Source organism: Pandoraea norimbergensis (assembly GCF_001465545.3).
Lineage (GTDB): Bacteria > Pseudomonadota > Gammaproteobacteria > Burkholderiales > Burkholderiaceae > Pandoraea > Pandoraea norimbergensis.
Window position 1 is genome coordinate 2,541,782 of record NZ_CP013480.3, and the last position, 23,778, is coordinate 2,565,559.

Consider the following 23,778-nt stretch of genomic DNA (forward strand, 5'->3'; position numbering starts at 1 on the left):
TCGGGGTATTAGGGCTGTTCGGGGCGTTAGCGTTTGCCGCGCCCGCCTGCGGGTTTGCCAGCCGGTTTGCGTGAACCTGCGCCCGGCTTGCGTTGACCCTGACCAAGTTGTGGTCGCGGCTTCTTGCTCTGCACCGGTTTTGCGCTCGGCAATGGTTGCAGCACCTTGGGCTTCTTCGGCTTCTTGGGTTTCTTGATGATTTCGCCTGTCGCGCTGGTTTGCGGCACGCGGTGTTCGGCTTCGAAGCCCGGCTCTTCTTCGCGGGGCAATGTCTGCCGGATCAGTGCTTCGATCGCGGCGAGTTGCGGGGCTTCATCGGCACATACGAGGGACACCGCCACGCCGCTGGCGCCTGCGCGGCCGGTACGGCCGATACGGTGCACATAATCCTGCGCGACGATAGGCAGATCCACGTTGATCACCAGCGGCAGGTCATCAATATCCAGACCGCGCGCGGCCACATCGGTGGCGACCAGCATCGACACTTCACCCGTCTTGAAGCGCTCCAGCGCCCGCATCCGCGCGGGCTGCGGCTTGTCGCCGTGGATGGTGTCCACTGAATAGCCCGCCTCATCCAGAATGGCCGCCAGATAATCCACGCCGTTACGGGTTTTGACGAATACGAGTGCGTGCTGCCAGTTGTTTTCGGCCACCAGATGCATGAAGAGGTCCGGCTTGTTCTTCTTGTCGACCGGCACGACCCATTGCTTGATCTTGCTGGCCGTTGCATTGGGCGGACTGACGCTGATGTTGACCGGATCGCGCAGAATGCCGGCCGCCATGGTGCGAATTTCGTCGCTGAACGTGGCGGAGAACAGGAGGGTCTGGTGCTTGGCAGGAAGGCCAGCGAAGACAGCGTTGAGTTCGCGCTCGAAGCCGAGATCCAGCATGCGGTCGGCTTCGTCCAGCACCAGCGTTTGCACCTGATCGAACTGCACCGCGTTTTGGCGGTTCAGATCCAGCAGACGGCCGGGCGTGGCAACGAGTACGTCCACGCCTTTGCGCAGCTTCATCATCTGCGGGTTGATACTCACGCCGCCATAGGCCGCCAGAAAGCGCAGATCGAGGCCCTTGCCGTACTCAACAAAACTTTGCAGCACTTGTTCAGCGAGTTCGCGCGTGGGCACCAGCACGAGAACACGCGCGCGGTTACTGGCGACGGCCGGGCCGTGTTGTACCAGCCGTTGCAGCAGCGGCAGCGCGAAACCTGCTGTTTTGCCCGTGCCCGTCTGTGCCGCAGCCATGACGTCGTTGCCACCGAGCACAGCCGGAATCGCCTTGGCCTGCACCGGCGTAGGTGTCTGGTAGTTGCGTTCCTGCAAATTGCGCAGCAACGGATCGATCAGGCCAAGTGAGGCAAAAGACATGGACGTATTTCCGGCTAAAACCGTAATTCTAGCGGTTAGTCGTGGGGGCGAGCGTTCAGGCAGCTTCCACCCAGAAGCTGCCTGAAGCGTGATAACTCAGGCGAGTGCTGCCTCTTCGCGCATGCGGCGGGCTTCGTCGCGCAGGAACTGCTGGTAGTCGTCCAGATCGCCGTCGAAGGGTTCGACGCCGCCCTTGGTGACGAGCCAGAACTCATCGCACACTGCACGCAGCAGCGACCGGTCGTGGCTGACCAGCAGCACCGTGCCTTCGAATTCGTTGAGGGCCATGCCCAGCGCTTCGCGTGTGGCCAAGTCGAGGTGGTTGGTCGGCTCATCGAGCAGCAGCAGGTTGGGGCGCTGCCACACGATCATGCACAACACGAGGCGTGCCTTTTCGCCACCACTCATCGTGCCGACGGCCTGATGGACCATATCGCCACTGAAGTTGAACGTGCCGAGGAAGGTGCGAAGCGATTGCTCGGTGCCACTCTGGCCGGGGGCGCGCATGTGCGCTGGCGTATCCCGGGCGAGGCGGATCATGTGTTCCATCGGCGTGTCCAGCGGGCGCAGCACGTCGAGTTCCTGCTGGGCGAAGTAACCGATGTTCAGGCCCTTGCCTTCGCTGATTTCACCGGCAATCGGGGCCAACTGGTGCGCCACCGTTTTCACCAGAGTGGACTTGCCTTGGCCGTTGGCACCCAGAATGCCGATGCGCTGCCCAGCCAGCACGGACCGGTTGATGCCTTTGACGATGACTGTCGGCGGTGTGTTTGCCGGTGCGTCGGACGGTGCCGGGTAACCGAAGCTCGCGTCCATCATCGACAGCAGCGGGTTCGGGACGTTGAGCGGCTCCTTGAACTCGAAGGTGAACTCGGCGTCGGCAAGCACCGGCGCGATCTTCTCCATGCGTTCGAGCGCCTTGACCCGGCTCTGCGCTTGCTTGGCCTTCGAGGCCTGCGCCTTGAAGCGGTCGATAAACTTTTGCAGGTGGGCGATCTTCTCGACCTGCTTGGCCATGGCAGCTTGTTGCAACACCAGTTGCTCGGCGCGCATGTCTTCGAACTTGCTGTAGTTGCCGCCGTAACGCACGAGCTTGGCGTTATCGACGTGCACCGTCACTTGTGTCACTGCGTCAAGGAATTCGCGATCGTGGCTGATCACGACCAACGTCCCTTGATAGCGCTTGAGCCACGCTTCCAGCCAGACCAGCGCGTCGAGGTCCAAGTGGTTGGTCGGTTCGTCGAGCAGCAGCAAGTCGGATGGGCACATGAGCGCGCGCGCCAGTTGCAGACGCATGCGCCAGCCGCCGGAGAAGCTGTTGACCGGCTGGCTAAGCTGCGCATCGCTGAAGCCAAGGCCGAGGATCAGCGCTTGCGCACGGGCGGGCGCATCGTGTGCCCCGGCGTCGTGCAGTGCCATGTAGGCGTGCGCCATGCGCATGCCGTCGTCGCTGGCTTCCGCCTCGGCGACTTCGGTTTGCGCGGCCAGCAGTACGGTGTCTCCCTCGATGACGAAGTCCGTCGCGCTCTGCTCGGTCTCGGGCATGTCCTGCGCGACCTGCCCCATTTTCCATGCGGCGGGAATCGAGAATTCGCCACCGTCCTCGTGCAGCGTGCCGTTGAGCAGGCCGAAAAAGGACGATTTGCCGGCGCCGTTGCGCCCGACAAGGCCAATCTTTTCCCCGGGGGTGAAGGTGACGGACGCGCGGTCGAGCACGACGTTGACGCCGCGGCGCAGCGTGACATTACGGACGGAAATCATAGGGGGCTACTTCGAAGAGGATAGGCATGATAGCCGACTGGACGTGCAGGGCGCTGCTTTTGTGGCCGTGCGAGTGACGAGCCGGGGGGATTTTTCGGTGTCGATCGACTGGAGAGCCCCGTGGAGACTAGCGCACCGAGTGTTCCGTCTGTTGACGCCGGTTGTCGTCGTCCGGATCCTCGATGCGCTGGTTTCGACCGGTTTTGGATCGAATCAGTGCTTCTCTTTACAGTCCCCAGTGCCCCAGGTCGGGATTGACCGGCCCCGGGGCCTGCAATGCGGGTGCCAACGCGGCGGCGACAGCCAACAACTGACGGTCAGCCAGTGGCGGCGCCATCAGTTGCACGCCGACGGGCATGTGGCTGTCGTCAAAGCCCGCAGGGAGCGCAATGGCGGGCGTGCCAAGGAAATTGCCCGCCCGGCAGAAGCGACCGATGCTGACGTGAGCGCTGTCGGCCGGGTCGAGTGGCAGGGCACCGTGACCGGTGGCCGGAAGCAGCAGTACCCCTTCGGGGCCGATGGCCTCGATGAATGCAGCCGCTACCCGCGCGCGGCGGGCAATGGCCTGTTCGTACTCGGCGTGGGGAATCTTGCCGCCCGCAAGAATACGCTGGCGTACTACGTCCCACAGTGGCTGCGTGGCGTCTTCCGCCAGATGGCCGTGCAGTTGATAACCTTCGTAGCCGAGGATCACCGAGTTCGCTTCGGAGAGATCGCCGATGTCCAGTTCGGCCGGTGGCGTCCAGAATTGCAGCGTCCATCCTGCCGCGGTCAAGCGGGCGAGCGCATCGTCCCAGACACGCTGCGCACCCCCCGACAATGTTGCCGGGAAGGCGCGTTGGTCTAGTACATACAGCACAGGAAGTGTTTGCGGCGTGACGATGGGCAGCGCGTCGCGCAGGCCTTCGCTGATGGCTGAGGGAATCTGCTGCGACAGTGCATCGGCACCGTCTGGACCTGCAAGGATAGCGGTGAGTGCGTGTGCATCGGCGACGCTATGTGCGATCGGCCCGAGCACATCCAGTGTTGGCGCGAGCGGCACGACGCCCGCGCCGCTAATCACGCCGCTGGACGGTTTGAAGCCAACCAGATGATTGAGCGTGGCGGGTGCGCGTACCGAGCCGCCGGTGTCGCCGCCGACGGCAATGGGGGCGAGGCCCGCCGCGACAGCGGTGCCGCAGCCCGACGAAGAGCCGCCCGGCGCCCGATGCTGTGCGGCATCCCACGGGTTCCATGGTGTGCCACGCGTGGGATTCTGCCCGGCAAGACCAAAAGCGAATTCGGTCATGTGGGTTTTGCCAAGGACGACCATGCCCGCAGCGCACATGCGCTGCACGGCGGTGGCCGTGATGTCGCTGGTAATGTTCAGTCGGCTGAGCGAGCCGGCCGAGGCCGTGCTACCGGCGACTTCGATGCTGTCTTTGATCGCCACCGGTACGCCGTGCAGCGGGCTGCTCGGACCTGAACCACCGGGGCGCAGCGCTGCGTCGGCGGCATCGGCTTGGGCCAGTGCCTGTTCGGCGAAGACCTCCGTGAAGGCGTTGAGTCTGTCGGCGCGAGCGATGCGATCAAGGAAGTGTTGTGTAACTTCACGCGAAGTGACTTGTCCGCTGGCGATCTGACTGGCGATCGACAGGGCGCTTTGGAAATGAATAGGAGCGGAGAGTTCGCGCATAACAATTGGCATGAAATCGGAACCCGCCGCCCCGGTTTAGTGGGGCGACGGGCGGAAGGCTGGCGTCGCGATATTCGCGATGGTCGCGTTACTTCAGCGGCCGGCCGTTGGTTTCCGGCATGCGGATGAACGTGAGCAGCGTGATGACGGCGCCTGCCAGCACGTAGTAGAAGAACCAGCGCTCTTGGCCAATGCTTTGCAGCCACGTCAGCAGGTAAGGCGTTGTTCCGCCAAGCAGCGCCACCATGAAGTTGTACGGGGCGCCAATACCGACGGCGCGCACGCGGGTCGGAAATTGTTCCGACATGATGGCGGGCGCGATCGACGTATACAGTGCGTACAACACCAGACCGAACAACTCCACCGCCAAGATCGAGGCGAAGGTCGGCTGCATGCTGGTGATGACCGGGTAGAAGAACAGCAGGTAGCCAGCAGCGAACACAATCAACTGCGGCTTGCGGCCAATGCGGTCGGAGAGCATGCCGAGCAGCGGGTGCAGCAGCATGAACACGATCATCGCGATGGTGTTGGCACCGAAGGCGACCCGGGAGTCGGCGTGCAACGCGCGGATCGCATACGTCGGCACATAGGCGACAAACAGGTAGAACGCGAACGTCGTCAGCACGGAGAAGCCGATGATGCGCAGCGTCTCGCGCGGGTACTCGCGCAGCAGCGTGCGCAGCGGTTGCTTCACGGGTTGCTGCTTGAGTTGCTCGGCGGAGGCTTCCGTCTCAGGGATGGAGGTACGCAGCCACATGCCGGCCAAGCCACCCAGCGCGCCCAGCAGGAACGGGATACGCCAGCCAAACTCCTTCATCTGGTCGGCCGAGAGATAGGTGGTGAGCGTCCAGCCGATGGCCGAGGCGATAAGGATGCCGGCTGCCGAGCTGAAGAACGCGAAGCTGGAGAAGAACCCGCGGCGATTGTTGGGTGCCATCTCGGCGAGGAACGTCGAAGCCGATGCATACTCACCACCCAGCGACAGACCTTGGATCAGTCGCGCGATCACCAGCAACACGGGTGCGGCGAGGCCGATGGTTTCGTAAGTGGGTGTGATGCCGATGATCAGCGAACCGCCGGCCATCATTAGAATGGTGGCCGCGAGCGCAGCCTTACGACCGTAGCGATCCGAGAAGATGCCGAGTGCCCAGCCGCCGACGGGGCGCATGAAGAAGCCAACGGCAAAAATAGCGAAGGTTGCCAGCAGCGAGGCCGTCTCATCGGTCTTCGGGAAGAATTGCCCCGAAAAGAACACTGCGAAAGACGCATAGATGGTCCAGTCGAACCATTCCACGGCGTTGCCGATGCTGCCCGCGGCAATCTTGCGTGCGTTGGATGCCTCGGCCCGCACCGGGGGAGCCATCGAGGTTGCTTGGGTCATGGAAGGAGCCCTTGTCTCTGTTCGGTTGTTGAATTTTGTCTTTGAAATGCCAAATTACGTTTAATATCGACATTTAGTATGAATGCTACATCGAATATGGACAATCGTGTGGAGACTTTGTCAGAAGAAGGGAATGTCGAGATCGACGCCACCGATCTGGCGTGTCTGGCGGCGTTGCAGGTCAACCCGCGCGGGACGTGGCGCGATCTGAGCGCTACCTGCGACGTGCCGGAGCGCACGCTGTCGCGTCGGCTCCAGCGACTGATGGAAGGCGGTTATGCCAAGGTGATCGGCGAACTGGATCCGGTGGCGGGCGGCAGCGGCCCGGTGCTGCACGCTTGGTTGCAGGTGGAAAACGGCAAAGAGCAGCAGGTCGCCTGCCATCTCGCGAGTCTGCCGCAGACGCAGGTGGTGCTGGCGACGACTGGCGCGTCGGACTTGTTCGCGGAGATCAATACGCAGAGTCAGGATCAGTTGTCAGATCTGGTGGTGCGAGTGCTGCCGCAAGTGCCGGGGCTAAGGCAGGTGGAGTCACGCATCGTGCTGCGCTCGTTCCGGCGCGCGAGCCGCTGGCGCATTGACGGCTCGGTACCGGTGGAACCGGTGCCGCCGGGCGACGGTCGCTTCGAACTCAATGCCGAAGAGACACGTTTGCTGGCGGTGCTGGCGTCAGACGGACGGGCAAGCTTGGGCGTGTTGGCGGAAGCGTGCGGTGTTAGCGAGCCCAAGGTGCAGCGAATGATTAGCGGGCTGGTTGAACGCCATGTGCTGACGTTTCGCGTCGAGCTTGAGCCGTCGCTTGTTGGCTACGGTGTGGAAGCGATCCTGTCGGTGCAGACTCGCCCGGGACAAGCTGAATGCATTGCGATGGAACTGGCGAAGGATAAGCACACGCGCTGTTTGTTCGGCACCAGCGGCAACACGCAGCTGTTCTGGCACGTGCTGTGCCACGACATCCATGACCTTTGGACGGTTTCTACCGAGCGAATTGGTGCGCTTGAAGGCGTGCTGTCTTGTGATGTTAGTACGGTGGTTAAAGCGTATAAGCGTGCCGGGCGGTTGCGGCATGGGTTGAGGGTGGAGTAGGGGGTTATTCTTTCGAGAGGGCTTGGTGCGGCGGGTGCTGCAATTTGTATGAGATAGGCCGTGAATCGAAGCGCCGAATGCTTCTGGTTTGGAGACTGTGGAATTTTTCGTGGCTATCTGGTTTTCGGCTACAACGTTGGATTTCAAAGGTAAATTGCCGGCGTCCGGCACAGACACTTGTTGTCGGAGATGGTCTCTCGGCTGCTTTCACAGATGTGAATACGATCGGGTAAATGGAAGCAACCCCGTCTGCGTCAGTTCGTGACCGTACAGCGGTCACGAACTGAGCAAATGGGTAATGGTGGAGTCTGTGCGATTTCTGTCGTTCACCAGGATCCGTGAACGACGCACTCCGATCAATTGATTTAGTGCCGTTCGGGTGGCGATTTCCGAGGTGCGGCGACCACTTACCTTGTTTGTGATTTATGGTGGACAGAGCCGATTTACACCAAATTTCCACCAGAAATGGTGTGAATGAAATAATAATATTGCGGTGTTGTTTAAATGTAAGTGGAATAAAGCGAGATCGTGGTTGATGTGTACTGTCTTTTAGGCGGCCTCAGCTGCTGCAAGTGTCCGGCACTAAAAATTCAGGCGATTGGGGATATGTTCCAAGCTTAACGCGCGGGGCGCCGACCGCAAAGTTAACAGGAAATTTGACGGTCTCAAAAGTGAAATTAACGTCGCCAGAGAGTGGGTCGTTACGCCAAGGCGTCAAATCACCTATGAGAATTCGCTGGTGGAGAACACCTTGTGTCCTATGCACTACGTCGAAGTCGAGCATCGCTGAAAATATTGTTCTGTCAAACTCGGGGAGCGGAACTATTCGGCTATCATTTGTGTTAAAAATAACTCTATATCGAGCCATAACCGTCTCCCCGGGTTTAACTGATATTGGTTTTGTGCATTTGCCTTGCTCGAATGCTAGGGTTTGTCCAGAGCGGCGTTCTATCTGACCTATAAGCGATGTGACGCCAGCCACGATCTCCGTATAGTCACCTGCATTGCTGTAAACAACCCCGATATTAATGTATTTCCCATCTTGCTCGTAAGATGCAACCTGAATATTTAGTGCGTCGTCTTTGATTCTGAATGCGTCATAAAGCGTTTTTCCTGCCATTGGGACGGATAATATTAGACCCGCAAAGGCAGCTACAGGAGTCCATCGCTTGATTAAGCTTGGTTTTTCTGCTTTTGAAGGCCGAGTCCGATTGGATCGAAGTTTAGATGGTTGTGCTTTAATATGTTTTTTCAATTTTATTGTTGAATTTTTAGAGGTTTGTGGTAATTATGCTGTGCTGACTTATGGTGTTTGCTAGGAAGGCGCTGAAGTATGTTGGCAGGATTGAATGGCATGGCGTCCCCTTTGGGAAACTAATGTCCGTTATAAACGAGAAAGAGACCGCCCGGAAAAACTAGTGGATATCTGGTAACTGGCGGAATGTGACCGAAATCAGTCTCATGACGTCCCGCGTCGAGACTCTTTAGTCGCAACTCCAATACCATCCTGAAGGTCTTGCGTACGACACCAATCTCCCCGAATTTGTATCCCCATGTATCCCGCACGCTCTCCGGTACATACAATCACGCTCGCCAGACTCCCAGACAAACGGCAGATACCTCCCGAAGTTTAAATAGCAACAACGGCGGATCGATGCGGTGGCATCGCAAAGCAGCCCACGATCCGGGCGTTGCCCTATTTGAACCTTTTGGAGAGTCACCATGAAAGCACTGATGATCGCTGTTTCGCTTGCAACCCTTGGTACCGCAGGTGTGGCTTATGCGGCTGGCACGAACGATGTACTCACGAGCACCGGCAATGCTGTGCAAGCGGCGCATTGGACGCCGGAAAGCGGTCCGGAACTGAGCGCTTCGCAGGTTCACAATCAACTCGTCGCCGCTGAAACGTCGGGTCAGATCGATCACCTGAACATGACGCTGTACAAGGGTGCGTGAGCAACCACAGGTTTCGCAACGCAGGACATGGCTGTCGCTGACACGGCAGCCACCCGAAACAAGAAAGGGCGGGACGACATGAGAAACATGTCGTCCCGCCCTTTGTGTTTCCAACAACACTGCAATAAAACCGTCCGGTGCCGCCTCCCCATCAACCACTCAAGAGGAAGCAAGCACCGAACGATCCCACGTCACACCAGCGTAATCGTCACGTCAATATTCCCGCGCGTGGCCTTGGAGTACGGGCAGGTGTTATGCGCTGCATCCACCAAAGCCTGCGCCGTGTCCCGCGGCACGCCGGGCAAGTTCACCTTGAGACGCGCTTGCAGCGCATACCCATCGCCCACACGGCCAAGGTCGACTTCGGCATCGACCGACAGATCTTCCGGCAGCGTCACCTTGGCAGCTTGCGCCGCGAGCCCGATGGCACCGATGAAGCACGCCGACCAGCCGGCAGCGAACAATTGCTCCGGATTCGTGCCGGTGCCCTTGGTGCCCGGCGATGACAGAGCAATGTCGAGCCGTCCGTCGTCGCTGCGTGCGGTGCCGTCGCGGCCGCCCGAGGTGGTGTGGGTGCGGCCGGTGTAGAGAACTTTGTCGAGTTGGGTCATGAGGTGCCTCCGCTGAGTACTGAGTAACGAGTAGTGCGCCGTTGATCGACGCGAAACGATGTCCGTGCCGGGAAGGTCCCGGCCCTTGCAACATCGACTTCTCGCATTGAACTAAGCGGCTGTATCGGCCTTGTGTCTGCGCAACGTTCGCAGGCAACGCTTTGTGTCCGTGCCCGCGTCAGATACATGGCGATACAAACTCAGCAGGGTCAGCGGGGCTGCCTTACAGCAAATCGGTCACTTGCGGGTGCGATTTGACCGGCGAAAACTCGATGACACGGTAATCCGCCAGACCATGAATGTGGAACGGGTCCTGCGCGATGAGCGCATCGAGCTCGGCGCGAGACACCTTGCCGGAGACGATGATCACGCCGCCGTCGCGCGGGTTCTTGGGACCGGACGCGATGAACAACCCGCGCTCATATTGCGTGGCAAGAAACTCGCGATGCGCGACGAGTTGCACGTCGATCGCGCTCGTGGGTTGCAGGTAAGTCAGTTCGACGATGTACATCCTGTGATCCTGTCCGAGTGGAGGAGTGAGGTGCGGCATGGCGCCGCCGTCGGCCAGTGTATCAAGCCGGGTTGCAACGCGTGCAACCCGGGACATCATCCACCCCATGAGCCGGTTGCATTGCCCGAGCCATCGCCTCAGCACCCCAAACCGCCTTGCCTTGTTACCTTGTTAATTACTTGGCATGCCTGACGACCGTCCCGAAAACCACTATCACGGCAGATGAATGATGAACATAGGTCGTCATTCGCTTGCCAAGATTTTTACTTTCCCCTACGCTGCCTCCGCCGTTGTTTGTTTCATACGGCGCAACCGCGTTCGCGCGATCCGCTCCCGATTTGCCACCACCGGACCCCGAAGGGTTCTGGCGCGTCGTTTCGCGTCCGGCATTTCGCGCGACTATCGTTATATAAGTCGATATATAACGACTAACTACAAGACGAAGAGGGGACAAAGCAGTGCGTTTTACGATGAAGAAGTTGTCGAAGCGTAAGCTTCCGTTGATGGTGGCGGCAGCCATGTCGTCGACCATGGGGTATGCCGCAGAAGAACCGGTATTCGAGTTGGGCCGCGTCGACGTGACCGCAAAAAGCGATCGCATGCCGATCGGTACACAAACGCTCGACGCCGAGCAGATCGAGCAGGCCAACCGTGTCACGGTCGGCGCCGCCCTCGACATGATGCCCGGCGTGAACATCTCGAAGGTCGGGCCGCGCAACGAAGAGATGGTGTACGTGCGCGGTTTCGACATGCGGCAGGTGCCGGTACTCATCGATGGCATCCCCGTCTACGTCTCGTATGACGGCTACGTCGATCTCGCACGCTTTACCACCTTCGACATCGGCGCGATCGAAGTCCAGAAGGGCTACAGCACCGTGCTCGCTGGTCCGAACACGCTGGGCGGCGTGATCAATCTGGTCGGACGCCGTCCGCAAAGCACCTTCGAAGGCAACATCGGCGGTGGGCTGGTGTTCGACCGTAAGTTCGCCAACAACGGCTATCAAGGCAACTTCAACCTCGGCAGCAATCAAGGCCTGTGGTACTTCCAAGTCAGCGGCTCGTATCTGGAACGCGATTTCTACACGCTGTCCGATGCGTTCAAGGGCGCCCCCGCGCAAGCACCGGGACGCCGTAACAACTCGGATAATCGCGACAAGAAGATCAACGTCAAGATCGGCTTCACGCCGAACGCGACCGACGAATACTCGCTGAATTACATTAATCAGGTCGGCAGCAAGGGCAACCCGCCTTACGCCGGCACCGATCCGACGCAGAACGTGCGCTACTGGCGCTGGCCGTACTGGGACAAGGAAAGCCTCTACTACATCTCGCGCACGCAACTGGGCAGCGACAGCTACGTGAAAGTGCGCGCCTATTACGACCGTTACAAGAACGGTCTGAGCATGTACGACGACGCCACGTACTCGACACAGCTCAAAAAGTCGTCGTCCAACTCGTCGTATGACGATCACACGTGGGGCGCAAGCGCCGAAGTCGGCACCAAGCTCTTCACCGCCAACACGGTGAAGTTCGCGGCGCACATCAAGAACGACTTCCACCACGAAATCAATCCGGGCAAACCGGATCAGCATTTCGAAGACGCGACGCTGTCGTTCGGTCTGGAAGACACCCACGAGTTCACCGACCGGTTTGCCGTGCAGGGTGGCGTGAGTTACGACAAGCGCATCACGCGCCGCGCCGAAGACGTCAATGCCGCGAACCAGATCATCGGGTTCCCGAAGGACAACGTCGACGCGTGGAATCCGCAATTGGGCATGGTCTACAAGACCTCGCCGACCGGCAAGCTGCACCTCGGCGTCGCTGAGAAGAGCCGCTTCCCCACGATCAAGGATCGCTACTCGTATCGCATGGGCACGGCCATCCCGAATGCCAGCCTGCGCCCCGAGCACGCCACCAACGTGGAAATCGGCTACAGCGAGCGCATCGCGCCGGGCACCACAGGCGCGGTGAACCTGTTCTACAGCGACATTCGCAACCTGATTCAGGCCGCATCGCTTCCGGCCAGCGCTTGCAGCAGCCCGCCGTGCACGCAGATGCAGAACGTCGGGCACGTGGTGGCGCAGGGTATCGAAGCGTCGGTGAATAGCCAGATCGGCGACGACATCGAAGTCGGTGGCAACTACACGTACATCAACCGTCAGAACCGCAGCGATCCGTCGATTGTGCTGACCGATGTGCCGCGTCATAAGCTGTTCCTGTACGGCAAGTGGAACATCACATCGAAGGTCGCGGTGAGCGGCGATACGGAATTCACATCGTCGCGCGTCAGTTCAAGCGACGGGCGTCGCGTGGCCGCCGGGTTCGGCATCGCCAATGCGAAACTCGCGTGGAAAGTGGTGCACAACGTGACGGCCGAATTCGGCGTGCGCAATATCTTCGATCGCAACTACGCCTACACCGAGGGATACCCGGAAGCCGGTCGTAACTACTACGTGAATCTGAATTACACGTTCTGATGGAGCAGGGTATGCAGGCAGTGGCAGGCAAGACGATTCGAACGCTCGCATTCGCATCATTCGCGGCGATCACGGCATTTTCAACACTCTCGGCAACGACCGGCGTCGTGGCAACGGCCCATGCGGCCGACGCAACGGCAACGGTCGCGCCACCGAAGGCCGCGAGTGCAACACAGCGCGAAACCCTGACGGTGCTCACGAGCTATCCGGAGGAGGTGGTAGCGACCTTCGAGCGTGCGTTCGAGAAGCAGCATCCCGAGATCGCGCTGCAAATTCTGTGGCGTCAGCATCGCGACGCTTACGACTACCTGCAAGGCCCGAAGCAGGGCGGGGTCGACGTTTATTGGTCGCCCGCCGTGCGCAACTTCGCCGATCTCGGGCAGGAAGGTTCCCTGCGCAAGCTCGACGTCGATCTCACGGGCTTGCCGTCTCACGTCGGCAAGTTCCGCATCTCCGATCCGGACGGGCGATTCGTCGCGTCGGAAATTGCCGGGTTCGGCTTTATGCTCGATCCGGCGGCGCTGGCGCGGCAGGGGCTGCCCGCACCTAAAACGTGGCAGGACCTCACGCTGCCGCGTTATCGCGGACACATCATGTTTCCGGTGCCGAGCCGCGTGGGCTTCGCGCCCACGTTGCTCGATGTGGTGCTGCAAGCCGAAGGTTGGGACAAGGGCTGGGCATTGCTCTCCGAGGCCGGAGCGAACTTCGTGTTCGCGGAGACAGGCGGCGCGTTTGCCAGCTTGTCGCACGGCATGCGTGCGCCAATCTCGGTGGCCGTCACCATCGACTTCTTCGCCAGCTCCGCTATTGCGAATGGCGCGCCGCTGACCTTCGTGTACCCGCCGGGCACGGGTTATTCACCAGCGCACATCGGCATCTTGCGCGATACGCCGCATCTCGGTGCGGCGCGCACGTTTGTCAGCTTCGTGCTGTCTGACGCCGGGCAACGGCTGCTGTTCGCGCTGGACGTGCGCAAGCTACCCGTGCGCCCGAGCGTGTATCGCGATGCACCGAAGGGGACGTATGACCCGTTTGCCGCCAACGCGGCGACAGCGGGCGTGACGTATGAGGAGACGCTGGGTCTCGCGCGCTATTCACTCGACAACGCGTTGTTCGACGTATTCCTCACGCGTCGCAAGGCGGAACTGACCGAACTCTGGACGCGCTGGCATCAACTCGCGGGCACAGAAGGCAACGGTACTGCAAAGCCGGTAGCGAGCGTCGATCCCGTCTGTCTCGAGAAGGCGCGTGCGTTGCTGACGCAGCCGCCGATCGATGCCAACACCGCCGCTGACCCGGCGCTGCGAGCGATGTTCGACCGCAGACGCCAAGACCCCGCCGCACAGACGAAGGCCAGTGCGCTGGAGGCGACGTGGTCGCAGGCATTGAACGCTCGCACGGCACAAGTGCGTGAATGGCTGGCCGACGGGGCGGTATGTTCAGGCAAGTAGTGCAGGCAAAACAGCGCCGGTGGCGAGGGCGTCTGACGGCAATCGTGGCCAGCTTGATGAGTGTGATGGGCGTCGCAGGCAGTCTGATGCCGCTCGACGCCGCGTCGCAATCCGTTGCCGCGCCCATCACAGCGCCCACGGCGGCACCCGTGACACGCGAAGCGTTCGGCATGCCGATGGCGTCCGTAGTGGACGACGACGCGTCACTCGCGCAGTTTGCCGAAGGGCGCTCGCTGTTCCGTCAGAGTTGGGTGGTGTACCCGTCGGCAGATCGGCGCATTGCCGGACTCGGACCGGTCTACAACCAGATCTCGTGCATCGCGTGTCACGTGAAGTTCGGACGCGGCAACGCACCGCTTGGCCCAGACGAAGCGCCTCGCGGCCTACTCGTTCGTTTGAGCGTGCCGGGAAGCACGCCGACGGGCGCGCCGCGCGAGCATCCAAACTACGGCGACCAACTCGGCGACAAGGCGATTCCCGGCGTACCGGCGGAAGGGCAGGTGCGCGTGCAATACACAGAGCGCATCGAACGGCTGGCCGGCGGAGAAACGGTGCGCCTTCGCGTGCCGCAACTCGTGTTCAGCGATCTGGCGTTCGGACCGCTCGGGCATGGCACGATGACATCGGCGCGGGTCGGTTCTCCGGTCTATGGACTCGGCTGGCTTGAAGCCATCGACGACGCAACACTTCACGCGTTGGCGGCTCGCCGTTTGCCTGATGGGGTGCGTGGGCGCGTCAATCGCGTGTGGGACGTGGCCGCCAAGCGTCAGGTCGTCGGGCGTTTCGGCTGGAAGGCCAATCAACCGTCGATACGCCAACAGATCGCAAGCGCCTTCGTCGGCGATCTGGGCATCACCTCGCCGCTGTTTCCCGAGAAGACTTGCCCGGCAGTGCAGACCGCGTGCCGTGCGGCCCCGACCGACGGCCAGCCCGATCTGACCGCCACGCAACTCGACGCCATCGAATACTTCCAGCGCACGTTGGAAGTGCCGCCGCGTCGCGATATCGACGATGTGCAGGTCAAGCGCGGTGAACAGCTATTCGCGCAGAACGGATGCGCCGCATGCCACACGCCCAGCTTGCGCACGGGGGCGTTCCCGCCGCTGGCTGCGATGGCCAATCGCGAGATTGCGCCTTACACAGACCTGTTGTTGCACGACATGGGACATGGGCTGGCAGACGGGCGTCCGGACTTTCTCGCCGGGCCGCGCGATTGGCGTACGCCGCCGTTGTGGGGACTGGGATTGGCGGCGCTAGTGAATCCCGACGCGACCTATCTGCACGATGGCCGTGCTCGTACGGTGCAGGAAGCCATTCTGTGGCATGGCGGTGAAGGGCAGCTCGCGCGAGAGCGCTATCGTGCGATGTCGCCGCAGGCACGGGCCGATCTGCTGCGATTCCTGATGTCGCTATAAACGGCCCGGTCGCGAAGCCTTCAGGCAGAAACGGCCGGCGCCCGGTTGGCCTGCGCCATTTCCATCGACACGGTCTTCGCTACATCGATGAACGCGCGCAGTGCCGCCGGCATGCGCACGCGACTCGGGTGATAGAGGTAAAAACCCGGCGTCAGCGGTGACCACGCCTCAAGCAGCGGCACCAACCGGCCAGACTGCAAATGCGGCTTCATCCAGTCTTCGGTCCAGACGGTCACGCCAAGTCCATCGAGTGCCGCTTGCAGGGCGACCGCGCAGTCGTTGACGATCAGCGTGCCTTTGACGGAAATGTCGAACCACTGCCCGTCCTTCGCAAATTCCCAGTTGTACACGCCGCTCTGACCCGCGCGACGCCAGTTGATGCACTTGTGACGGTGCAGGTCTTGTGGCGTTTCTGGGCGGCCATGCTTGCTCAGATATTCGGGCGAAGCGACGGCAATCTGCCGCAGGTCCGGGCCAACGCGCACCGCGACCATGTCCTGATCTACGTGCCTGCCCAGTCGAATCCCGGCGTCAAAGCCACGCGCCACGATGTCGCCGAGACTCTCGTCGCTGGTCAGATCGAGCACCACGTCGGGGTACTTGTCCTGAAACACACCGAGCATTGGCTGAAGCAAATGGATGATGGCCATTTGCGGCGCGCAGACCTTGAGCGTGCCCGCCGGGCTGTCGCGATAGTGATTCACCTCGTCGAGCGCGGCGTTGAACTCGGCCAGCAACGGTTGCATGCGCTCGAACAAGGCGTTGCCCGCATCCGTGAGGCTGATGCTGCGGGTTGTCCGGTTGAAGAGACGCACGCCCAGACGTTCCTCCAATGACCGGATCGTCTGACTGAGCGCCGACGGCGAGACGGCCAGCGCATTCGCCGCGCGAGCAAACGCGCCTTGCTCGGCGACCGTCACAAATGCCCGGATATCCGCAAATTCGCTGCCTCGCATTATGTATTCCCAGCTTCACAAAGTATGAAAAGTATAGGTGATTGTCGCGCCACACGCCGGTCTTTACATTGAACCCTGTCGCCATCGCGGGACGCCGACCGATTCCCGGTGGCGCCCTCTCTCAAAGGCAAGACAGGGTTTCGCTTCTTGCAGGCCGCCACCAGTCACACAGGGTGCCACCGCCTGATGACGAAATCGCTCTCGTGCCGATTATTCGCTCAGGAAGAATAATGCCAGCCAATTCGTACCCTTCGACGTCGTGGGATGCTCTGCGTCACATCGTGGCACCGCTCACGCCGGTAGCCGCCGGTAAACGTCTCCTGATCAAGGGGGCTGCCATCGTCAGCATGGATGCCTCCGTAGGCGATCTGGCACGCGGCGATGTGTTGATCGAAGGCGACCGCATCGCCGTCATCGGTGCCGAGTTGAGCGGGGACGCGGTTGAAGGCGCTGAAGTCATCGACGCATCCAACATGATCGCGATGCCGGGTTTTGTCGACTCGCACCGCCATGCGTGGGAAGGCCAGTTGCGTCGTCTCGATCCAAACTCGCCGACGCTGCTCGACTATCTGCGCTCGACCCATTTCTCCGTGGCGACGCACTACCGCCCGGAGGACATGTACGTCGGCAATCTCCTGACGGCGCTTGGCGCACTCGACGCAGGCATCACAACGCTCGTCGACAATTCGCACAATGCGCGCAGCCCGGCGCACTCAGATGCGTCGATCGACGCGCTTCAGGATGCGGGTATTCGCGCCGTCTATGCCCCGGGCAAGCCGTTAGCCGGGGCATGGGCGCAGCACTGGCCGCAGGATCTCGCGCGCCTCAAGCAGGAGCGCTTCGAGGACGACAATGCGCTGGTCACCATGGCGATGATGTCGCAATGGGATCGCGACACATGGGCTGAAGCGCGTCGCTTGGGCTTGCGCATCGTCACCGAGTTTCTGGGCGCGGACATGGGCAAGTTGCTGCCGGAATTGCGCGACGAAGGTCTGCTTGGGCCGGACAACATCTTCAACCATTGCACCGGGTTGACCGACGAACAGTGGGAAATCTTGCGCGAGACGGGCGTGAACGTGAACGTCTGCCCGCGCTCCGACGCGCAGTATGGTCTTGAGGAAGGGCTGACGGTCTATCAGCGCGCTATCGATCACGGTATCGCGCCCGCTATCAGCATCGACGTCGAGGCGTCGTACGGTGGCGACATGTTCGGTGAAATGCGTGCCGCCTATGTCATGCAGCGCGGCTTGGTGCAGCACCGTCGATATCAGGGAGATACGTCGGCGCCGGCCCCCGTATCGGTGCGCAGCATCTTGGAGACCGCCACCATCAACGGCGCCCGCGTCGCCGGACTGTCGCACGCGACCGGATCGCTTGCGCCGGGCAAGCAGGCGGACCTCGTCCTGATTCGCGCGGACGACATCAATCTCTATCCGTCGAACAACGCTATCGGGACCATCGTCCATGCGGCGGAGCGCAGTAACGTCGACACGGTCATCGTCGGAGGCCGGATTCGCAAGTCGGGCGGCAAGCTGCTGGGACTCGATATGCAAGCGCTCAAACACGCGACGGAAGCGTCGCGTACGCATTTGTTCGCACGTGTTGGTTACGCGCCGGACATCTTTGCCGATACGCCGCCGCAACTGGCGCAGGCATGAGCTTCAGGCAAGCGAGTCAGCGACTATGAACCTCATTCTGTTTCTTCTGGCGTTTGCTGCGGGCTCGGCCATTTCCGTGCAGGCAGCCGTCAACAGCCAGCTTGCGGGTGGGCTTGGCGGCAACGTGGTAGCGGCGGGGCTCGTCTCGTTTGCCATCGGCACGGTGGCGTTGGCGGCGATTGCGATTGGCAAAGGCGGTCTTGCCGCCGCCATCGCAAGCGTGCCGTCGCAACCCGTGTGGCGTTTCGCGGGCGGGCTGTTGGGTGCGGGGGCGATCTTCTGCACCGTGCTGCTGGCGCCCCGCATCGGGCTTGCCAATATGCTGGCGCTCGTCATCGCCGGACAGTTGTTGTCGTCGCTCGCCATCGACCACTTCGGACTCATCGGCGTGGTAACGCGTCAGGTCTCCGCGATCAAGCTCGCCGGGGCGTTGGTGATGCTGGCAGGCGTGTCGCTCACGCTTTTTGGCAACACGCTAGTGCAGGCGCTGAGCAAGTCATAAAGCTCCCGCGGAAGCGCGCGTCTGACCCCCGTGCTTTTGCCGGGGCGAAAAAATAGAAGAAAGGTTTGACGCGTCCGACCAAGACAATGTCTGCCCCATACACATGATTGAGTCTAGTAACTGTCCATCGCAGAATGGATGAACCCACTCCCGGATGATCGGGATGAACAGCGAACGGCCCAAGGCAGATATGCCTCACGGGACCCCCGATTTCTTAACAACTTCCCCGCTGGCGACGCGATTGATGTCGTCAATTGACAGGCCAAACGTGTCCATCAGAAATACCACCCCGATCCAGTGCTTAGCCGACGCCGCCGTCTGCGCGCCAAAGTGGAGATAGTAGTATTTGAGCCACCACACTTGCTCATCCGCTGCCGCGTCCGCGCCGTAGTTCATTACGTGCTCTGGGTACCCACCTGGCGACGAGCTGTGATGGATAAAAGATTTCCCGGGGAGTCGTTCACATAAAAGCGCGTAGTCTTGAGTTTGAAGAATGCATTCATGCCATACTTCGTCAATCGATTTGCTGACGACAGCATATGTGTTTTTATGCTGTTTCATCCGAATTGATGCGAGAAATAGAAATTTCAAGCATTCATCAATGCGAATATTCTGCTCAATATCGGGTAGATGCGCTAGCTTGGTGTGAAGATGATTTGTAAGCGATGCCGGAGTTAGTTCTCGAATGTTTTGATTGATTTCCATAGATCCTTTTGAGATGAGAAAAGTAAAAGGCTGCCAATTTGGCAGCCTTTTACTTTCTATATTATTGGGGCGTTCGAACATTGCACGGGGGGTATTGACAATGGGACATGCTGCGGTATTCGAAGATCTTCTGGAGAACTTCTTTTTTGGCTAGCGCCGAACGCAGAGTGTCAAGGGAAATAATTCCATTCATAAATCACCTCATAGAATAAAAATCATGACCCGCCATCAATATTGACAGCGGCGACCGCCAAATCTTCCCAGAAGCTTATTGCCTTAGATGGATCCGGCAAACTCAGGCTAATGGAGTGCAGTTGGTTGAGTCAATGCCATATCTTGGTTTCGATCTATCTTGTGAATTTTGCCTTTGTAATTGCAATGATTTGTCTGGAAATATGGTGGTAACGATATGGGAAAAGTAGTGTTATAAAGAGGTGGTAATTTGACGATGGAGAATTAACGTTTCCCTAAAATTGGCGCAGGCGAGTCGGTCGCCAATCTTTGCGGAAAACGCGACATTTCGTACGCTACGTTTTGTACCCAGATGATCGGGATGAACAGCGAACGGCCCAAGGCAGATATGCCTCACGGGACCCCCGATTTCTGAACGACTTCCCCGCTGGCGACGCGATTGATGTCGTCAATTGACAGGCCAAACGTGTCCATCAGAAATACCACCCCGATCCAGTGCTTAGCCGACGCCGCCGTCTGCTCGCCAAAGTGGAGGTAGTAGTATTTGAGCCACCACACTTGCTCATCCGCTGCCGCGTCCGCGCCGTAGTTCATTACGTGCTCCGGGTACCCGCCTGGCGACGAGCTGTGATGGATAAAAGATTTCCCGGGGAGTCGTTCACATAAAAGCGCGTAGTCTTGAGTTTGAAGAATGCATTCATGCCATACTTCGTCAATCAATTTACTGACGACAGCATAAGTATTTTTATGTTGTTTCATTCGAATTGATGCGAGAAATAAAAATTTCAAGCATTCATCAATGCGAATATTCTGATTAATATCGGGTAGATGCGCTAGCTTGGTATGAAGATGATTTGTAAGTGATGCCGGCGGAAATTATCGGACATATTGATTGATCGCCATAGATCACTTTGGCATGTAAAAAGTAAAAGGCTGCCATTTTTGGCAGCCTTTGTTGTTTATATTATCGGGAGTTGGAAGCCTTGGATGGGTTGACGTTACACCAGGCCATACTGCGGTATTCGAAGATCTTCCGGAAAACTTCTTTTTGGACTAGTGCCGAATGCAGAGTATCAAGGGAAATAGTTTCATTCATAACTCGCCTCATAGAAAAAACATGATCCGCCATCAATAGCGGCGACCGCCAAATCACACCAGAAGCCCATTGCCTTAGATAGACTCGGCGAACTCAGACTACTGGAGCCCGGTTGATTGAGTCAATGCAATATCGGGTGGGCGATCGATCTTGTGAATTTTGCCTTTGTAATTTCAATGATTTGTCTGGAAATATGGTGATAACGATATGGGAAAAGTAGTGTTATGAAGAGGTCGTAATTTGACGGGGGAAGTTAATATTGCGCTAAAAGGGGCGCAGGCGAGTCGGTCGCCAATCTTTGCGGAAAACGCGACGTTTCGGACGCAACGTTTTATAAGTGGTGTAACGCTCACTGCGACCTGGAGGCCGCGCAGGCCCGGCGATTGCACCAATGGGAAGAAGCGAGCGGGGGGCTCAAACGGTTGGTCGCCGACAAAGCGCCCGACATCCAGGGCGTGATGGCTGTTCGCGGAAGCGCCGCTCCAGCAACACGGTAGCCCTGACTTGTTGTGGGCGGCAACGGCCCGGAATTCATCAGTAAAGCATTTGACGAATCGGCGCACTAACACGGCGCTAAGTTGCGATTCATCCGGCCAGTCTGCACGATGGCATCGACATCGACTCAAGGAGCTCGAAGAATTCGCTGCCCACAGTCACGCCGACTTGGGCACGTACTTCGACGAAGGCGGTTGCCCCGTTCTGGCAACCGCCGAACACCAATGCGCGATTACCGCTCCAGCCCGGCGCGATGCTTCTGATACTGGATCGCAGAGACAATCGCCACGCGCCGGATCGGCTCCGGCGGCAGCCACGAGGGGCGCTCGAACCCCAGCGCGTCGGCAAGCTCGGGCGATTGGTGTCCGCACGCCATCTCCCCCAGCAGCTTGCCGAACATGCTGCCCTTGAGCACGCCAGCGCCGTTGCAACCGAGCGACGTGTACAACCCCTTGCGTACTTCACCGAAGTACAGCGCGCCGTTGCGGGTGAGTGCCGTCACGCCGCCCCACACGTGTTCGAACTTGTGCGAGGCCATCTGCGGATATCGGCGTCGGTAAGAGTCGGTCAGCATGGCCGTTACATCGCCCATCGGGCGTTCCTTCTCGTACGAATAGGCACTGCGCACAACGAAGCGGCCGCCGAGCGTCTTGCGCAAGGTCGTACCCAGACGATTGGCCGGAATCACGCCCCATTCCTGCGCCGGACCGAGCTTTGCTAACTCGTCCGCCGCCAGCGCCGGGGTCATCGCGGCATAGGTGTAGATGGTGAAGACACGGTCGCGCGCCAAGCCCAGCTTTCGCGCAAAGCCGTTGTTGGCCACGATCACCTGTCCTGCGCTCAACTGGGTCGTTGCTGTGGTGACCGTGAACGGCCCGTTGCCGTCGAGCGCCACCACCGGCTCGTTCTCCCACAGACGCACATTCGCGGGCAAGGTGTCAGCAAGCCCGCGCACCAACGCCGCAGGCTGCACGAACACATTGTTCTCGGAGTGATAGCCGTAGCCGTAATAGTCGGTGCCGATCTCGCTGTGCAGCGCGTCGCGCGAGAGTTCGCGAAACGACACGCCCCACTCGCGATACTGCGCAAGCGTGTCGCGCAGGCGTTGCTCACCGTCGGGCGTCGCAGCCGCGTGATACTTGCCGACCGGGTTCCAGCCGCAATCGATGCCGTGTGTGGTGATCAACTCATGCAACCACTTCAGCCCGATGTCGTACAGCCGGATCTGCTTGCGCGCCACCTGTACCGGGCTGCCGTGGCCGCCCATGCCGGTGTTGTGCGGCAGGTTGATGAGAAAGCCTGAGTTGCGTCCCGACGAACCGTTGCCGGCGGTAGTGGCGTCGATCACCAGCACGCTGGCTTCGGGCCGCAGTTCGGCCACACGCCGGGCGGCAGCCAGACCAGTGAACCCGGCGCCGATGACGATGACGTCAAAACTGCGCTCGACGGGCGGTTGCGTGCGCGGGACGCGAGCGGGAAGTAAGGCATTCCAGCCGGCACCCGCCTGGTAGGCGGGAAAGCTGCTGCGAGCGGATCGGGAGGCGTTGACTTGATTAGACATGACTATACGTATGCGGGCATGCATGGGGATTCTCGCGGCAGGCCAGACTGGCCGGATGGGCCAGATAGGCCAGATAGGCCGATGAGGGCAGGCCGCCTAGGCGGCGCGACTCTCCAGACTGCGCATGACCTCCGTTTGCACGGTGTTCCAGATTTGTGATTTGAGTTCGTTGTAACGGGGCGAGAGTTGTACCTGCGCGTTGCGCGGCATCGGCAGATCATTGGGCAGATCGCAAGCCACGCGCCCGGGGCGTGCACTCATGATGACCATGCGCGTCGAGAGCATTAGCGCTTCATCGATCGAGTGCGTGATGAACACGATGGTCTTGCCGCTCTTCTGATAGATCTGCAACAGCTCTTCCTGCAACACCTGACGCGTCATCGCGTCGAGCGCGGCAAACGGCTCGTCGAGCAGAATCACGTCAGGGTCGTTGGCCAGCACGCGGGCAATCGACACTCGCTGGCGCATGCCGCCAGACAGCGCCTTCGGGTAGCGATCTTCAAAGCCGGTGAGACCGACCATTTCGATATAGCGACGCGCCGTGGCATAGCGCGTGGCCTTGTCGATGCCCTTCATCTTCAGGCCGAACGCCACGTTATCGAGCACGCTGAGCCACGGGAACAAGGCGTATTGCTGAAAGACCATGCCGCAGTGCGGATCGATGCCCTTGACCTCGCGGCCAGCGACCACGATGCGCCCGGTCGTCGGTTCATCGAAGCCGGTGATCAGGTTGAGCAGCGTCGACTTGCCGCAACCCGACGCACCGAGCAGCACCACGAACTCGCCGCGGGCGATGTTCATGTCCACACGCTCCAGCGCCTGAAAGTCGCCATAACGCTTGGAGATCCCTTCGATGGCGATCATCGTCTGCCCCCGATCGATGGCGGGCGAGGAAGAGGTCGGGGACGGGGAAACCTTCGAA

General features: G+C 60.0%; 19 protein-coding genes and 1 pseudogene. 8 read left to right on the plus strand and 12 right to left on the minus strand.

The window, feature by feature from the left end; all coding sequences use genetic code 11:
• Positions 1–26 precede the first annotated feature (26 nt).
• From AT302_RS11195 to AT302_RS11210, 4 genes are all read right to left on the minus strand, one after another.
• Positions 27–1,367 carry a DEAD/DEAH box helicase gene (locus AT302_RS11195; protein WP_058378509.1) on the minus strand — a complete coding sequence of 447 codons (1,341 nt, stop codon included), beginning with the start codon at positions 1,365–1,367 and terminating at the stop codon, positions 27–29.
• Positions 1,368–1,463: 96 nt separating this feature from the next.
• Positions 1,464–3,128 (minus strand): ABC-F family ATP-binding cassette domain-containing protein, encoded by a 1,665-nt coding sequence (locus AT302_RS11200; RefSeq protein WP_058378510.1) that lies wholly within the window; start codon positions 3,126–3,128, stop codon positions 1,464–1,466.
• Positions 3,129–3,354: 226 nt separating this feature from the next.
• Positions 3,355–4,815: an amidase gene (locus tag AT302_RS11205; protein ID WP_237172123.1), complete on the minus strand. Its 1,461-nt coding sequence runs from the start codon at positions 4,813–4,815 to the stop codon at positions 3,355–3,357.
• 76 nt (positions 4,816–4,891) lie between these two features.
• The gene (locus tag AT302_RS11210; RefSeq protein ID WP_058378512.1) at positions 4,892–6,184 is read right to left on the minus strand and encodes an MFS transporter; all 1,293 of its coding nucleotides are present in this window, start codon (positions 6,182–6,184) and stop codon (positions 4,892–4,894) included.
• A 108-nt stretch (positions 6,185–6,292) separates the two neighbouring features.
• On the opposite strand from AT302_RS11210, the gene AT302_RS11215 reads away from it, so the two are divergent.
• The gene (locus AT302_RS11215) at positions 6,293–7,270 is read left to right on the plus strand and encodes an Lrp/AsnC family transcriptional regulator (protein WP_237172124.1); all 978 of its coding nucleotides are present in this window, start codon (positions 6,293–6,295) and stop codon (positions 7,268–7,270) included.
• Between the two features lie 559 nt (positions 7,271–7,829).
• Here AT302_RS11215 and AT302_RS27590 read toward each other — a convergent pair.
• On the minus strand, positions 7,830–8,525 hold the full coding sequence (locus tag AT302_RS27590; protein WP_157125767.1) for a hypothetical protein: 696 nt from the start codon (positions 8,523–8,525) through the stop codon (positions 7,830–7,832).
• Positions 8,526–8,992: 467 nt separating this feature from the next.
• Between AT302_RS27590 and AT302_RS11220 the strand changes: the two genes are divergently transcribed.
• Positions 8,993–9,226, plus strand: a complete 234-nt coding sequence (locus tag AT302_RS11220) for a hypothetical protein (protein ID WP_058378514.1) — start codon at positions 8,993–8,995, stop codon at positions 9,224–9,226.
• 191 nt (positions 9,227–9,417) lie between these two features.
• Here AT302_RS11220 and AT302_RS11225 read toward each other — a convergent pair whose 3' ends face one another.
• Both AT302_RS11225 and AT302_RS11230 read right to left on the minus strand, forming a co-directional pair.
• Positions 9,418–9,837, minus strand: coding sequence for an organic hydroperoxide resistance protein (locus tag AT302_RS11225; RefSeq protein WP_058378515.1), 420 nt, complete (start codon positions 9,835–9,837; stop codon positions 9,418–9,420).
• A 223-nt stretch (positions 9,838–10,060) separates the two neighbouring features.
• Positions 10,061–10,348 carry a YciI family protein gene (locus tag AT302_RS11230; RefSeq protein WP_058378516.1) on the minus strand — a complete coding sequence of 96 codons (288 nt, stop codon included), beginning with the start codon at positions 10,346–10,348 and terminating at the stop codon, positions 10,061–10,063.
• A gap of 470 nt (positions 10,349–10,818) precedes the next feature.
• Here AT302_RS11230 and AT302_RS11235 point away from each other — a divergent pair, with 470 nt between their 5' ends.
• From AT302_RS11235 to AT302_RS11245, 3 genes are read left to right on the plus strand one after another with little or no spacing between them, the layout of a single operon-like run.
• A complete protein-coding gene (locus tag AT302_RS11235; protein ID WP_058378517.1) occupies positions 10,819–12,825 on the plus strand; it encodes a TonB-dependent receptor plug domain-containing protein in 2,007 nt (668 codons plus the stop codon).
• Positions 12,826–12,836: 11 nt separating this feature from the next.
• On the plus strand, positions 12,837–14,276 hold the full coding sequence (locus AT302_RS11240; protein ID WP_058378518.1) for an ABC transporter substrate-binding protein: 1,440 nt from the start codon (positions 12,837–12,839) through the stop codon (positions 14,274–14,276).
• 44 nt (positions 14,277–14,320) lie between these two features.
• Positions 14,321–15,691 carry a di-heme oxidoreductase family protein gene (locus tag AT302_RS11245; RefSeq protein WP_237172125.1) on the plus strand — a complete coding sequence of 457 codons (1,371 nt, stop codon included), beginning with the start codon at positions 14,321–14,323 and terminating at the stop codon, positions 15,689–15,691.
• Between the two features lie 20 nt (positions 15,692–15,711).
• Here AT302_RS11245 and AT302_RS11250 read toward each other — a convergent pair whose 3' ends face one another.
• Complete coding sequence (locus tag AT302_RS11250) at positions 15,712–16,647, minus strand: LysR family transcriptional regulator (protein ID WP_058378519.1); 936 nt, start codon at positions 16,645–16,647, stop codon at positions 15,712–15,714.
• Between the two features lie 230 nt (positions 16,648–16,877).
• Here AT302_RS11250 and AT302_RS11255 point away from each other — a divergent pair, with 230 nt between their 5' ends.
• Together AT302_RS11255 and AT302_RS11260 are read left to right on the plus strand one after the other, a co-directional pair.
• A complete protein-coding gene (locus AT302_RS11255) occupies positions 16,878–18,305 on the plus strand; it encodes an amidohydrolase family protein (protein WP_058378520.1) in 1,428 nt (475 codons plus the stop codon).
• Between the two features lie 25 nt (positions 18,306–18,330).
• Positions 18,331–18,807 carry a DMT family transporter gene (locus AT302_RS11260; protein WP_058378521.1) on the plus strand — a complete coding sequence of 159 codons (477 nt, stop codon included), beginning with the start codon at positions 18,331–18,333 and terminating at the stop codon, positions 18,805–18,807.
• Positions 18,808–19,002: 195 nt separating this feature from the next.
• Here AT302_RS11260 and AT302_RS11265 read toward each other — a convergent pair whose 3' ends face one another.
• Together AT302_RS11265 and AT302_RS27595 are read right to left on the minus strand one after the other, a co-directional pair.
• Positions 19,003–19,512 carry a hypothetical protein gene (locus AT302_RS11265; RefSeq protein WP_157125768.1) on the minus strand — a complete coding sequence of 170 codons (510 nt, stop codon included), beginning with the start codon at positions 19,510–19,512 and terminating at the stop codon, positions 19,003–19,005.
• 585 nt (positions 19,513–20,097) lie between these two features.
• Positions 20,098–20,463 (minus strand): hypothetical protein, encoded by a 366-nt coding sequence (locus AT302_RS27595; protein WP_157125769.1) that lies wholly within the window; start codon positions 20,461–20,463, stop codon positions 20,098–20,100.
• A 672-nt stretch (positions 20,464–21,135) separates the two neighbouring features.
• On the opposite strand from AT302_RS27595, the pseudogene AT302_RS28435 reads away from it, so the two are divergent.
• A pseudogene (locus AT302_RS28435) lies at positions 21,136–21,297 on the plus strand (hypothetical protein); the annotation flags it as partial.
• Positions 21,298–21,527: 230 nt separating this feature from the next.
• Here AT302_RS28435 and AT302_RS11275 read toward each other — a convergent pair.
• Both AT302_RS11275 and AT302_RS11280 read right to left on the minus strand, forming a co-directional pair.
• Complete coding sequence (locus AT302_RS11275) at positions 21,528–22,856, minus strand: NAD(P)/FAD-dependent oxidoreductase (RefSeq protein ID WP_058378524.1); 1,329 nt, start codon at positions 22,854–22,856, stop codon at positions 21,528–21,530.
• A 96-nt stretch (positions 22,857–22,952) separates the two neighbouring features.
• The gene (locus AT302_RS11280; RefSeq protein WP_058380264.1) at positions 22,953–23,720 is read right to left on the minus strand and encodes an ABC transporter ATP-binding protein; all 768 of its coding nucleotides are present in this window, start codon (positions 23,718–23,720) and stop codon (positions 22,953–22,955) included.
• Between the last annotated feature and the right edge of the window lie 58 nt (positions 23,721–23,778).